Raw genomic sequence first — 12,290 nt, forward strand, 5'->3', positions numbered from 1 at the left:
TCGATGCCGTTTTTCTATCGCGCCTACGAGCTTCTGATCGCGAGCGATTTCGCGATTCCGGATCTATTGCCGGCCTCAGCCGGAGCTGCTGACGTCACCATCACGCTGGGCGCGATCGATCACGCGCCGATCCTGTGCGACACCGATTTCAGCCATTGGATCGCTTCGCCGGGCCACTGGCTGATCGAGGTCCGTGACGAGGTCCGGATCGAGGTGCGGGAGGGCGGCTCGGTCCGCGTCGAGCTGGCGCCGGGAGCCGAGCCGGACATCGCGAACAGCCTGCTGCTCGGCTCTGCCTTGTCGGCGCTGCTGCAACAACGTGGCGTTCTGCCGCTGCACGCCAGCGCGCTCGCGTCGCCGGACGGCGCGATCCTGGTGGCCGGGAGCTCGGGCGCAGGCAAATCCACACTGCAGACCGGGCTTGCGCGGCACGGGTTGCCCGTGCTGGCGGACGATATCACCGGGATCGTGCTCGACGCCGGGGTTCCCGTCGCCGTACCGGGCTTTCCCGTGGTGCGCATGTGGCAGGAGACGATCGACGGCTTCGGGCTGGACGCCAGCGGCCAACAGCGGGTGCGGCCCGATCTGAACAAGTTCAGAATGCCGGTGAAGTCGTTTCGCGGCACGCGCCAGCCGATCCGAACGATTCTGATCCTGGCTCCGCACAATCGCGAGGATATCGTTCTAGAGCCGATGACCTCTTCCGACGCGCTCTACTGGCTGAATCGCCTGACGCACCGGAAGCATTTCTACGCTGCCAACGGCATGCGCGCGGCGCATTTCGAGATATTGACCACATTGGTGCGCGACGTGCCCGTGCTGCGGCTGTGGCGGCCCGACACGGGGTTCGGGGTCGATGCGCTCGCGGCGCGGGTGATTGCCGATCTGAACACGCTGCAATCCGCCGGGGCTGCATGAAGCGGGTCGGAGCCCATAACCACGCTGCGCCGGAACGGCGTGGCGGCGCGGGCGACTTCCGCCGGGCCTGCGAGGTGCTCGCTTCCTCATGCCGCGCGCCGGATGCCTGGGACGACCTGCGGGAGGAGCGTGAATTGATCGCGCGCTGGGCCGGCGAGATCGGTCTTCCCGGCGGCGATTCCTTCGCCCCTGCAAGCTTGTTTCGCGCACGGCTCTCGTTCGACTGGGGGCACGCGCTGGAGGCCCTCGACGATGCCTCGTTCAGCGCGGTGGTTTCGGTCAAGGATACAGGTCGACTCGATCGCGCGCGCGCAGAGGGAAGGGGCATCGTGTTCGCCACCATGGCGGGGCTGTTCACCGAAACCTTGCCGCGCTGGCTCGCGCTGAACGGCGGAGCGGGCCAGTTGATCGTCGGGCTGCACGCGGGGAAGACGGGCGGCTGGTTCACGCCCGAGCGTCCCTTGTCGCTCGCGGGCGAGTTGAAGCATGCGCAGGCAATGCTGCGAAATGGCGGGCATGTTCACATGATGGTCGATGGCTATCACGGCGCGCGCGGGATAGGCGTCGATTTCCTGGGCCGCCTTCGCGCGTTTCAGCCGACATTCGCCGAACTCGCGGCGCGAACCGGGGCGTTGATCATCCCCGTGGTGTCCGGCGTGACCCCAGAAGGCGAGGTACGGATATCGCTCCTGCCCGAGCTCGCCAGCCCGATTGCGATGCGCGACCCCCAAGGGGGCACCTCGGCCGAATGGATCGCGGCGATCGTCGGGCAGGCGGCGAACTTTGTCGCTTATGGTTGGCAGACCCGGCCCGAGGCGGTGAAATGGGGGCATATGCGGCGTTTTCTTGCGCTGCCGCGTGTCGAGGCGGCGGCATGAAGGATCCGATCGCCACCGCGCGTGCCGCCGCCGCGGGGCTGGACCGCGGCAGTCTGATCGACCGTGACCGCGCCGGCACCTTTGATCGCAGCGGCTGGATCGCGGTGGCGGAGGCGGGGCTAACCGGACTGGGCACCGAGTACGGCCTTGCCGCCGATCCGCCGACGATCGCGCGGCTGCTCGCAGCGTTCGGCGAGGAATGCCATGACAACGGCCTTTCGCTCGCGTTGAACGCGCATCTGTGGGGTTGCGTCGGCCCGTTGATGCGGTTCGGCACCGAGCGTCAGAAGGCCATGTATGGCGCGCGTCTGTGCGGTGGCAGCGCAATCGGGGCGCTCGCCGCGACCGAGCCCGATGCCGGATCCGATTTGTCCACGCTCTCCACTCGGGCCGAGCGGCGGGACGACGGCTATGTGCTCAACGGCCGCAAGCTTTACGTCACCAATGCGCCTCTCGCCGACGTGGTGATCGTGCTGGCGGCGCTCGATCCGGAACGTGGACCGCTTGGCGCTGCGATGTTCGTGGTTGAGCGCGGCACGCCCGGACTCGACACCCCCGAGGCGACCGAGACGATGGGCTTCCGCACCGCCCGTGTGGGCGAAGTGGTCCTCAACGATTGCCGGGTTTCCGCCGGCGCGCTGCTGGGAGCCGAGGGTGCGGGGCTTGCAATCTTCGCGCATGCCATGGAGCAGGAGCGTCGCTTCATCATGGCGTTCGCGGTCGGCGCGATGCAGCGCCAGCTCGATGCATGCGTGCGCCGCGCGCGGGCACGGCGGCAGTTCGGCCGGGCGATCGGCGATTTCCAGCAGATTTCCGGAAAGCTGGTCGACATGCAGCTTCGGCTTGAGACGGCGCGCGGCCTTCTCCATCGTGCCGCTGAGGCAGGCGGGCGGCGATCCCAGCGCGCGGCGCTGGCGGCGATGGCGAAATATGCGATCAGCGAAGCATGGGTGCGCAACTGCGAGGACGCGATCCAGATCCATGGCGGTGCAGGCTATGCGGTGCAGGCCGGGATCGAGCGTGAACTGCGCGACGCGATCGGCAGCCGGCTCTTCTCGGGCACCTCCGAGCTTCAGCGCGAGACGATGGCACGGACGCTGATGCTCGGCTGATGCGCACGTTGCACGGATTGTTGCGCGCCAGCGCCGAGCGGTTTCCGGTCTCGCCCGCGATCGCCGACGGCGAACGAACGATCGGCTATGCCGCGCTCGACGACTTGTCCGACCGGCTGTGTGCCAGGCTGTTTGCGACAGGAGTGGCGCCGGGGGACCGGGTGGCGTTGTGGATCGACAAGTCCTGGCTCGCGCTGGTGGCGCTGTTCGCCGTGCTGAAATGCGGTGCGACCTATGTACCGGTCGATCCGCGGGCGCCGCGCGATCGCGCGCTGTTCATCCTTGGCGATTGCGAGGTGCGGCTGGTGGCGGCGGATGCCGCTCACGCGGCGATGCTCGATGAAGGCGGAATCCCGGTCCTGCTTCTCGACGAGGATATGCTTGCCGCGCTTTCGGCGGATGCACTGCCCGGCCTTGTAGAAGACCCGGAGACCGCCGCTTATATTCTGTACACCTCGGGATCGACCGGGGAGCCCAAGGGCGTGGTGATCAGCCATCGCGCGGCGCTGAGCGTAATCGGCTGGGCCGCCGGCGCGTTCGCTATCTCGCCCGGTGATCGCCTTTCGAGCCATGCGCCGCTCCATTTCGATCTCTCGGTCATCGATATCTTCGCCGCGGTTGCCGCGGGGGCGTGCGTCGCGCTGGTTCCGCCGCCAGCGATGCTTTTTCCGCGCGCGCTGGCCGAATGGATCGCGGCGAGCGGCGTGACGATCTGGTATTCGGTGCCGGGCGCGCTGATGCCCCTCGCGGCGCTGCGCGAGGTGGCGCGGTTTCCGGCGCTCCGGCTGGTGCTGCTCGCGGGTGAGCGGCTTCCTCCGGCACTCGCGCGCTGGCTTGCCGGGCATGTCCCCCAGGCCGCGTTGTTCAACCTGTACGGCCCGACCGAAACCAACGTGGTCACCGCATGGCGCGTGCCGAAGGGCTTTGCGGGCGATGAGATACCGATCGGCCGGGCGACCGGCGATGCGGCGATCCGGATCGTCGACCCGGCTATGCGCACCGTGGCCGGGGGCGAGCGGGGCGAGATACTGGTAAGCGGGGCGACGCTGATGACCGGATATTGGCATCGCCCCGAACAGACCGCTGCGGCGCTGGTGACGCTTCCCGGCGAAACGGGGCGCTGGTACCGCACCGGAGACCATGCTCGTATGGATGGAGCGGGCGCGCTCGTCTTTCTCGGACGGGCCGACAACCAGATCAAGCTGCGCGGGCACCGGGTCGAGCTTGAGGAAATCGAGGCAGTATTGCTGCGCGACGAGGCCGTCAGCGCGGCGATCGTCGGCCCTGTCGATGACGTCCGGCTAGGTGCCGTTCTGATCGCCGCGGTGACCGGTCCGGACCTGGCGCGGATCGACACCGCGGGCTTGATCAAGGCGTGCCGATCGGCCTTGCCAGCCTATATGATTCCGCTAGAGGTCCGCGCGATGCGAACGCTTCCCCTCACCACCACGGGCAAGGTCGATCGCGCTGCGGTTCGCGCGATGCTGGCCGGTGATCGCCAATGATCGAAGAGGCAATCCGCGACTATATCGTTCGCAACAGCCGTGCGGCATTGGACAGCGCATCATTGACCCCGGACACCGATGTGATCGCCGAGGGGCTGGTCGATTCGCTGATGCTGCTCCAGATGACGGACTTCATCGAGGATCATTTCGGCGTGGAGATTCTGCCCGACGACCTGACCTTTGAAAATTTCGGCAGCATCGCAAAGATCACTGCGCTGATCGAAGACCGAAGCGGCAAGGTATGAGTGAGGTCCCGAAGCGTTGCGACGTGCTGATCGCCGGGAGCGGCCCCGGCGGATCGATGGCGGCGACCTTCCTTCGCCAAAAGGGCTATGACGTCGTGCTGATGGAGCGGCGCCGTCATCCGCGCCCCAATGTCGGCGAGAGCCTGATCCCGCATTTCTGGACCTATACCGATGCGGCAGGCGTCACCGACCGGCTGGTCGCGGAGCGCTTCATCGCCAAGGCCGGCGCGTTCGCCGACTGGGAAGGCGAGCGCAGGCATATGGCATTCAGAAACTATGGCTTCTCCCGGCCCGCGCTGCATGTCGAGCGCGACGTGTTTGACCATATCCTGTTCAATCACGCCGTCGGGAACGGCGCACAGGCGTTCGAGGACTGTACCGTGCAGGACGTCGAACCCGGCGAAACGGTGGTCACCCGCTACGTCCATGCCGAGGCCGGCGCCGGCACGATCGCCAGCCGCTTCATGATCGACGCTACCGGCCAGCAGGCGCTGCTCGGCCGCCATCTCGACGTGCGCCAGGCCGACGACGATTTCCGCTTCGTCGCAATTTGGGGCTATTTCGAGGGATCGAGCTACATGGCGGCGGACGGCACCATGCAACCGCCCGAAAATGCCCGCACGATCGCGCCGACCACGTTCGTAACGGGCTTGCCCTATAGTGGCGCGGGCTGGTGCTGGCACATCCAGCTTCGTGAGAGTACGAGCGTCGGGCTGATCGTCCCGACCGAGCGGATCCGGCAGGCGCGCAGCCAGCCGGGCGGACTTGAGGCCTTTTTCCTCCAGCAATGCGCCGAGCTGCCCCAGCTCTCGATCCTGCTTCAGCGCGCGCGGTTCATTCCCGGCTCGCTTAACGTCATCAACAATTATTCCTACACCTCGGCCCGGATGACTGCGCCGGGCTGCTTCATGATCGGCGACGCCTCGGGATTCATCGATCCGATCTTCTCGATCGGCGTGACGCTGGCGATGTACGGCGCCTTCACCGCGGCCTGGGCGATCGACCGCTCCCTGCGCAACGCCGAGCGCGCCGAATCGTCACGCGCGATCTTCGAGCAGCAGATACAGACGCGGATGGCGGTGTCGCGCGCGCTATGCCGCCCTGCCTTCCGTGCGCCGGCCTATACCGAGGGGCGGCTCAAGGCTGCGATGCGGCTGTACAGCACGGCCGAGCACGGATTGATCAGGGACGTCACGGGCCTGAGCGGCCGGTCGATCAATTTCGAAAGGATGAGCGATCCTGCCGCAGCCTGAAGCAAGTCCCGGCGCGCCCTCGCTCCAGCCGCCGCTGGTCCGCCTGCCGCAACACCTGCTCGACCTTGGCCAGGTTGAAATTGCGCCGCTGCTCGAGCGGGTCCGCGCAGTCTCCGACCGCACCTGGGGTATGGAGGACGGCGTAAAGGAGAATGATTTCGAGGTCTTCCGCGAGACCCAACATATCGTTTTTCGCTTCATCGAAGCCAATCGCGATCCGCGGAATTTCTATGACAATCCCAGTTGGGCAGTCTGGCGATCGCTGTTGCTTCCGGTGATGGAGCAGGCGATCGTGCCCTATCGGTTCCGCCGGCCGCAATTCCCCAAGGCAATGCTGGCGCGGCTGCGCGCCCATGGCGTGATCGAACGGCATGTCGACGGCGCGGGCTCGAACTTGCGAACCCACAAGATTCATGTGCCGCTGATCACCAACCCGAAGGTGGTGACGACGCTCGGCGATCGCGAGTTCCATCTTGAGGCCGGGCGTGCCTATGAGGTCAACAACGTCGCCCCCCACGCCGTTCGCAACGACGGCGATGCCGACCGCATCCATTTTATCTTCGAGGTCTTCGATGCGGCGGCGGGCGAAACGAGCCCGGCGTGACTTCGATCGTCTGGCTCGCGTCCTACCCAAAGTCGGGCAGCACCTGGATTCGCGCCTTTCTCACCGCCTACGGTGGCCCGCCCGGCAGCGGGCCTGACCTCGACCGGCTGATCGGCGGGGAGCTGGTGAACAGCCGCGCCCTGTTTGACGAAGTGACCGGGCTGAACTCCGCCGATCTGAGCGAGGCAGAGATCGACCGTGCCCGTCCGGGCTATCATCTGCGCGTGGCCGCGGAAATCGATCCGCCTTGCTGGGTCAAGGTTCACAACGCCTTCGGAATCAATGATCGGGGACAGCCGATATTCCCCGGCGGAGCGGGCCGCGGCGTGGTGCATATCGTCCGCAACCCGCTCGACGTCGCGGTCTCGTTCGCGCACCACCAGTGCTGGGAGGTGGACCGGATCATCGATCATATGGCCGATCCGCACGCAGCGATGGACCGTCCGCGAACCGGCGTCACGGCAATGCTGCCTCAGCGGCTGGACACGTGGAGCGGGCATGCCGCAAGTTGGAGGGCGCAGACCGAGATGCCGGTGCTTCAGGTTCGCTATGAGGACATGATCGCCGATCCGCACGGGCAGTTCGACCGCATTTTGCGCTTTGCGGGCGTCGCGGTGGACGCCGCACAACTCGAACATGCAATCCGCCACACCGGGTTTTCGGCGCTGCAGGCTCGCGAGGCAAGGTCGGGCTTCGCGGAAAAGGCCTTGGCCGGCGCCCCCTTCTTCCGCCGCGGGATCGCGGACGGGTGGCGTGACAGCCTGCTGCGTGCCCAGGCCCTGCGGATCGTCGCGTCGCATCGCGCGATGATGGCGCGCCTTGGCTATCTTGACGCGGTACTCGCCTTCCTCGACGAGGGCACGACACCGGCATGACCAGGAATATGTGATGACGATCGACCAAATGCCTATCGCGCGAAATCCATCGGTGATGTTCAGCGAGGTCGAACAGGGGACGGTGCTGATGAACATCGAGAGCGGCACCTATTTCGATCTCGACCCCATCGGCTCGGCGGTCTGGGCTCTGCTCGAATCCCCCGCCACCTTGCCAGAGCTCTGCGCGGCGCTGGTCGCGCGCTACGAGGTGGATTCGGAGACCTGCCACGCGGATGTATCTGAATTCGTGAAAGAACTTATCGCGGTGGATGTCCTTAGGCAGGGCTGATTCCCGGGGGGCGCTGATTGACTTTTCGAGCGGAATTGGCAAAAGCGATCGTCGCTCAGGTTTGATGGCTAGGGAAGCGCGCATGTCGAATACAGTACAGCCGGTACGTTTGCCCTGGTCCAAGCCTCGCCTGCGCGCGGTTGTTCCGGTCAAGCGGACCGCCTCGGGCTCTAATGCGGTTGGGGGCGAATCCGGTGCCAGGTACCGGGTCTCCTGATATTTAGACGGCGGCGTAAGCAGCGCTGCCGTGGCAGAGGGATTACAGGGCGCGGGGGCTCGACGCCGCGCTGCGTTGCGCATGCCCGAGCGGAATGCGATTGATGCAGCCCATTTTCGGCATTTTCGATCGGCGTGGCGGTTCGGTAGGGCCGCGCATGGATGCCATGGCGCGCGCGTTTTCCGCCGCAGGGCTTGGCCCTGCGAGTCTCCACAGCCATGGAAGCATAGCGCTGGGCGCGAGCGACGGCGACCGGAGCCGCGCTGCCGATGCGACGCTCTTGATCGCGGCCGATGCGCGGATCGACGATCGCGCCACGCTGGGTGATGCGCTCGGGCTGAGCCCGGCGGAGATGCGTGCCATGGACAGCGCCGCGCTGATCCTGGCTGCCTATCGGCGTTGGGGGGCGGATTGCCCGAAACATCTGATCGGCGATTATGCCTTCGTGATCTGGGACTCTGCGGCGCAGCAATTGTTCTGCGCGCGCGATCATGTCGGAGCGCGCCCCTTCTACTATGCGCTGGATGGGCAGCACCTCGCCTTTGCAAGCGCGATCGAGGTCGTGCTGGCCGCGCCCGGGGTGGACCGGGCGTTCGATGCCGATGCCGTGGCGCACGGACTGGTGTCCCGATTCCCGCTCTCGGCGGCCCACACCGCCTATGCCGCTGTACGCCGCCTGCCTCCCGGCCACAGCATGATCGTGACGTCCACGCACGCAGCGATCTCGCGCTATTGGTGTCCCGAACAGTTGCACCGCCTCGAACTCGCCGATGACGGAGAGTACGCGCAGCGGCTGCGTGCGCTGCACCGCCAGGCGGTTGCCGACCGGCTCGATGGAGAAGGTCTGGGCGTGCACGTCAGCGGCGGGCTCGATACATCGAGCATCGTCGCGGTCGGTAGCGCGTTGCTGCGTGAGCAGGGCCGTCCTCCCTTCATGGGATTCGCCTGGTCGCTGCCCGAACCCGGCAGTGAGCCGAGCTGGATCGCCGCGGCGCGCGTGCAGGAAGATCTGGAGATCCATGCGCCGGTGCCGACGGCGGAGGATTTCATCAGCCTGCTGCGTGCCGACGGGACGATGAGCCCGGACGCGGGCAACATGCTCCAGGAATCTGCCGTGCAGCGCGAAGCGGAGCGGCGCGGCATCCGCGCGATCTTGTCAGGCTGGGGCGGCGACGAAGCGGCGACGTTCAATGGGCCTGGCTACATCCCCGACTTGCTGCGCGGCGGGCATTGGGGACGGCTCCGCGAGGAAGCGAGAAAGGCTAACTGCTCCCTGCTGCGCTTCGTGATAGGGCAGGCGGTTTTGCCGGTGCTGGGGGCGACGCGAACGCGGCAGGAGCGCGCGCGTCACCGGGCGAGGGTGGCGCGCAGCTTCGTCGCGCCCGAAATCCGCGCCCGCCTTCTGGCGCGCCCTGTGCCGCCGCCGCGTACGGGCAGCATCCGCCAGGTGCAGTTCGAGACCTTCTTTTCCGGCTATCTGGCGACGCGCCTCGAAGACTGGGCGATCAGCGGGCACCGCCGCGGGATCGAATATCGCTATCCGATGCTCGACCGGCGCCTGATGGAATTCGCGCATTCGCTGCCGCCGACGCAGGTACACACGCCGGAATGGCGGCGCTGGGCGTTTCGCAACGCGATGCGCGATATCCTCCCGCCAGAAATCTGCTGGAACACGAACAAGAACGAAGTGCAGCGCATCGAACATGTCGATCTGGTGACAGGCGAAGCGTTCGGCCGCGTCGCAGCGCAATTGCGCGCCCGCGCCGTGCCGCCGTCTCGCGCGGCTTGGCTGGACATGCCGCGGCTGCTGGCGGATTTGGATTCCGCCGCCGCGGGAAATATGCGCGGGCTCCAGCATCGCCGCCTCGCGCTGCAGTTCCTCGATTTCTGATCGCGGCTATGATCGTCTCCTTCTCTCGCAAGTTCGTCTTCGTCGCGGTGCCCAAGACGGGCAGCCAGGCACTCCGCAAACGGCTGCGCGCGGGTTTGAGTGCGACCGACTGGGAACAGGCCACGCTTACCGAACAGCGGCTGTTCCCCGTCGCGGAGCTCGCCGCGATCGGCCATGGCCACCTGACTTGCCGGGACATCATGCCCTGGCTCCCGCCAGGCATGTGGGAGGCGTTCTTCACCTTCGGCGTGGTGCGGCATCCGTTCGCCCGGTTCCGCTCCGCATGCGGTTTCTACGATCCGGCGCGGTTCGCGGCGTCGCGCGATTCCAATGACGAGATGAAGCGCCTGCTCGACCGCGAAGGCGATCATTTCCTCTTCGCGCCTCAGCATCATTTCCTGTGTGGCGACGATGGCCGTATCGCGGTCAACACCGTCGCCCGGTACGAGAGGCTGGCGGAGGATATGACTGTCATCACCCGGCGGATCGGATTGGCCGAGGCGCCGCTCGAGCGCGTCAACGTAACGCGAACGGCGCCGACGCAAGCGTTCGACGTCGAGCTGCGGGCGATGCTCACCGAGCGCTATGCGCAGGATTTCGCACTATTCGGCTATGATGCAGGATCGCCGGCGTGAAGCCGCGCCATTGCCTTGCCACCGTCACCTCGGATGCGTTCGCGATCGGCACGATCGTGATGGTCCATTCGTTCCGGCGTCACAATCCATGGTTCGATGGTGATGTCATCGCGTTTTACGACGCGCTCGGCTCGCAGATGGCGGCGCTGCTTTCACGCATCGACGGACTGCGCCTCGTGCCGGTATCTCCGGCCTTTCACGATAGGGTGGCTGGGCTGATCGCCGCGCGGCCTGAATTGGCAAGCCGGTGCGCCCGCTTCGCGTCGATCGAGGCCTTTGGGCTTAACGGCTATGACCGGGTGATGTTCTGTGACAGCGATCTGCTGTTCCGCGCGGACGTCAGCGATCTGTTCGAGCGGCGTGAACCCTTCGTCGCGGTGGGCGACAGTGCCTGGCAGGAGGGCCTGGGACGCGACCGCACGAGCTTCGACAAAGTCGCGCGCGATGCCAGTGGCGCGATCTCGCCGTCGTTTAACGCGGGGTTGATGCTGATCGACGGCGCGCTCGCGGGCAGCAAGGTCCATGGCGCCTTGCTCGACGGGCTCGAACCCTCTTTATGGAGTGCGGTGGTCACGCCCCACACCGATCAGATCGTCTTCAATCGCCATTTCGCCGGTCAGGTATCGATCGCAGGCCCGGACTATAACCGGTTGTTGATGCACGACGTTTCCTTCGGCGAGGCGCGCGATGCGCGAGTGCTTCATTTCAATGGCGCGGCAAAGCCCTGGGCCTGGCACCACCACCCCCAGGCCGTGCGGCGCAGTCCGGTCCTGATCGAGGCCTACCGGCAATGGCATGCCAGCTATCTCGACTGGCTGGCCGCTCAGCACCTTGCCGCGGGCGAATGGGTCGCGGCGTAATGGCAGGCGCGGCGGGCGCGATCCGTACCCATTTGTTCGTCATCGCGCCGAACAACAGCGGATCGACGCTGCTCCGGAACGCGATCGCGTCCTCTCGCCATTGCTGGAGCCTGCCTCGCGAGGGGCAGCACGTCCCCGGCTTTGTCGGTCCCAGCACGCGCGAAACCGGCACGCGGTTGATCTGGGCGTCGCGCCCGGAATGGGTGGCGCTGTTCAGCGGGATCGGCCACGACTGGCGGCGCACCCGCGATGCCTGGCACGCCCAAGCGACGGCGCAAGATCCTGCGGCATCCGTGTTCGTCACCTCGTCGCCGCCCTTCCTGCTCAACGTGGCGGCGCTTCGTCAGGCATTTTCCGACGCCCGGTTCCTGTTCCTCACGCGCAATCCCTACGCCGCTATCGAGGGAATTATGCGCCGAGCCGATCAGCAGCCGCTTGAGCCGGGGGAGGACATCAGGATTGTTGCCGCTCGGCATCTGGCGGTCTGCCTGGCGCGCCAGCGCAACAACCTGCTCGACCATGGCGATATCGGTATGGCGCTCAGCTATGAGGAGATGTGCGCCGATCCGCGCGGGACGGCGGCGCGGGTCGCGGCATTGGTGCCTGCCCTGGAAGGATTCGAGTGGCCGGATCGCATCGCGGTGAAGGGGATTGAGGGCCGGCCCATCGCGGACATGAACGCGGATCAGATCGCTCGACTGAGCGAGAATGACCGGTCGGTCATCAGCGCGACGTTGCGCGAGCAACAGGCTGATCTCGAATGGTTCGGTTACAGCTATCTGGCATAGTCGGCTTCGAAGGCCGGCCCAATTTCCCTCATCCGCTGGTGTCTGCTTGACCCTGGTCCCGATTTGTATCCGGCCAGAAGGAGAGATCTGGCGCTTCTGACCCTGGTCCCGATTTGTATCCGGCCAGAAGGAGAGATCTGGCGCTTCATCGGCCGGGGTTAACCCCGGCCGATGAAGCAAATTCGGTCGGTGTCATGAACCCCAGGGATGTGTGAGGTCG

13 protein-coding genes are annotated in these 12,290 nt (G+C 66.2%); all 13 read left to right on the forward strand.

Translation table 11 applies throughout. The annotated features are described in order from the left end of the window. Positions 1 to 3: 3 nt before the first annotated feature. The 13 genes from OM513_RS12705 (at position 4) to OM513_RS12765 (ending at position 12,070) form a co-directional block, all read left to right on the forward strand. Positions 4 to 918 (forward strand): hypothetical protein, encoded by a 915-nt coding sequence (locus OM513_RS12705; RefSeq protein ID WP_264944736.1) that lies wholly within the window; start codon positions 4 to 6, stop codon positions 916 to 918. Continuing rightward, positions 915 to 1,796, forward strand: a complete 882-nt coding sequence (locus OM513_RS12710; protein ID WP_264944737.1) for an LpxL/LpxP family acyltransferase — start codon at positions 915 to 917, stop codon at positions 1,794 to 1,796. The genes OM513_RS12705 and OM513_RS12710 overlap by 4 nt, the downstream gene beginning before the upstream one ends. Beyond that, positions 1,793 to 2,908 carry an acyl-CoA dehydrogenase family protein gene (locus tag OM513_RS12715; protein ID WP_264944738.1) on the forward strand — a complete coding sequence of 372 codons (1,116 nt, stop codon included), beginning with the start codon at positions 1,793 to 1,795 and terminating at the stop codon, positions 2,906 to 2,908. The genes OM513_RS12710 and OM513_RS12715 overlap by 4 nt, the downstream gene beginning before the upstream one ends. After that, entirely contained in the window at positions 2,908 to 4,413 is a 1,506-nt protein-coding gene (locus tag OM513_RS12720; protein ID WP_264944739.1) for an amino acid adenylation domain-containing protein, read from the forward strand. Before OM513_RS12715 ends, OM513_RS12720 begins: the two co-directional genes overlap by 1 nt. Beyond that, a complete protein-coding gene (locus tag OM513_RS12725) occupies positions 4,410 to 4,658 on the forward strand; it encodes an acyl carrier protein (RefSeq protein ID WP_264944741.1) in 249 nt (82 codons plus the stop codon). Before OM513_RS12720 ends, OM513_RS12725 begins: the two co-directional genes overlap by 4 nt. Beyond that, positions 4,655 to 5,911 carry an NAD(P)/FAD-dependent oxidoreductase gene (locus tag OM513_RS12730; protein WP_264944743.1) on the forward strand — a complete coding sequence of 419 codons (1,257 nt, stop codon included), beginning with the start codon at positions 4,655 to 4,657 and terminating at the stop codon, positions 5,909 to 5,911. Before OM513_RS12725 ends, OM513_RS12730 begins: the two co-directional genes overlap by 4 nt. 277 nt (positions 5,912 to 6,188) lie before the next feature. After that, positions 6,189 to 6,515, forward strand: coding sequence for an aspartyl/asparaginyl beta-hydroxylase domain-containing protein (locus tag OM513_RS12735; RefSeq protein ID WP_264944744.1), 327 nt, complete (start codon positions 6,189 to 6,191; stop codon positions 6,513 to 6,515). Then, entirely contained in the window at positions 6,512 to 7,390 is an 879-nt protein-coding gene (locus tag OM513_RS12740; RefSeq protein WP_264944746.1) for a sulfotransferase domain-containing protein, read from the forward strand. The genes OM513_RS12735 and OM513_RS12740 overlap by 4 nt, the downstream gene beginning before the upstream one ends. A 13-nt stretch (positions 7,391 to 7,403) precedes the next feature. Continuing rightward, entirely contained in the window at positions 7,404 to 7,679 is a 276-nt protein-coding gene (locus OM513_RS12745) for a PqqD family protein (protein WP_264944748.1), read from the forward strand. A 320-nt stretch (positions 7,680 to 7,999) separates the two neighbouring features. Then, positions 8,000 to 9,787, forward strand: coding sequence for an asparagine synthase-related protein (locus OM513_RS12750; protein WP_264944749.1), 1,788 nt, complete (start codon positions 8,000 to 8,002; stop codon positions 9,785 to 9,787). 8 nt (positions 9,788 to 9,795) lie between these two features. Next, positions 9,796 to 10,422 (forward strand): sulfotransferase family protein, encoded by a 627-nt coding sequence (locus OM513_RS12755; RefSeq protein WP_264944750.1) that lies wholly within the window; start codon positions 9,796 to 9,798, stop codon positions 10,420 to 10,422. After that, positions 10,419 to 11,282: a glycosyltransferase gene (locus tag OM513_RS12760; protein ID WP_264944751.1), complete on the forward strand. Its 864-nt coding sequence runs from the start codon at positions 10,419 to 10,421 to the stop codon at positions 11,280 to 11,282. Before OM513_RS12755 ends, OM513_RS12760 begins: the two co-directional genes overlap by 4 nt. After that, positions 11,267 to 12,070 carry a sulfotransferase family protein gene (locus OM513_RS12765; RefSeq protein ID WP_264944752.1) on the forward strand — a complete coding sequence of 268 codons (804 nt, stop codon included), beginning with the start codon at positions 11,267 to 11,269 and terminating at the stop codon, positions 12,068 to 12,070. The genes OM513_RS12760 and OM513_RS12765 overlap by 16 nt, the downstream gene beginning before the upstream one ends. Positions 12,071 to 12,290 lie beyond the last annotated feature (220 nt).

Source organism: Sphingomonas canadensis (assembly GCF_026013525.1).
GTDB classification, from domain to species: Bacteria; Pseudomonadota; Alphaproteobacteria; order Sphingomonadales; family Sphingomonadaceae; genus Sphingomonas; species Sphingomonas canadensis.

Bases quoted from the DNA above. Each gene is read 5' to 3' on its own strand.
- OM513_RS12705 (WP_264944736.1), top strand. From the start codon at position 4: ATGCCGTTTTTCTATCGCGCCTACGAGCTTCTGATCGCGAGCGATTTC.
- OM513_RS12710 (WP_264944737.1), top strand. From the start codon at position 915: ATGAAGCGGGTCGGAGCCCATAACCACGCTGCGCCGGAACGGCGTGGC.
- OM513_RS12715 (WP_264944738.1), top strand. From the start codon at position 1,793: ATGAAGGATCCGATCGCCACCGCGCGTGCCGCCGCCGCGGGGCTGGAC.
- OM513_RS12720 (WP_264944739.1), top strand. From the start codon at position 2,908: ATGCGCACGTTGCACGGATTGTTGCGCGCCAGCGCCGAGCGGTTTCCG.
- OM513_RS12725 (WP_264944741.1), top strand. From the start codon at position 4,410: ATGATCGAAGAGGCAATCCGCGACTATATCGTTCGCAACAGCCGTGCG.
- OM513_RS12730 (WP_264944743.1), top strand. From the start codon at position 4,655: ATGAGTGAGGTCCCGAAGCGTTGCGACGTGCTGATCGCCGGGAGCGGC.
- OM513_RS12735 (WP_264944744.1), top strand. From the start codon at position 6,189: ATGGAGCAGGCGATCGTGCCCTATCGGTTCCGCCGGCCGCAATTCCCC.
- OM513_RS12745 (WP_264944748.1), top strand. From the start codon at position 7,404: ATGACGATCGACCAAATGCCTATCGCGCGAAATCCATCGGTGATGTTC.
- OM513_RS12750 (WP_264944749.1), top strand. From the start codon at position 8,000: ATGCAGCCCATTTTCGGCATTTTCGATCGGCGTGGCGGTTCGGTAGGG.
- OM513_RS12755 (WP_264944750.1), top strand. From the start codon at position 9,796: ATGATCGTCTCCTTCTCTCGCAAGTTCGTCTTCGTCGCGGTGCCCAAG.
- OM513_RS12765 (WP_264944752.1), top strand. From the start codon at position 11,267: ATGGGTCGCGGCGTAATGGCAGGCGCGGCGGGCGCGATCCGTACCCAT.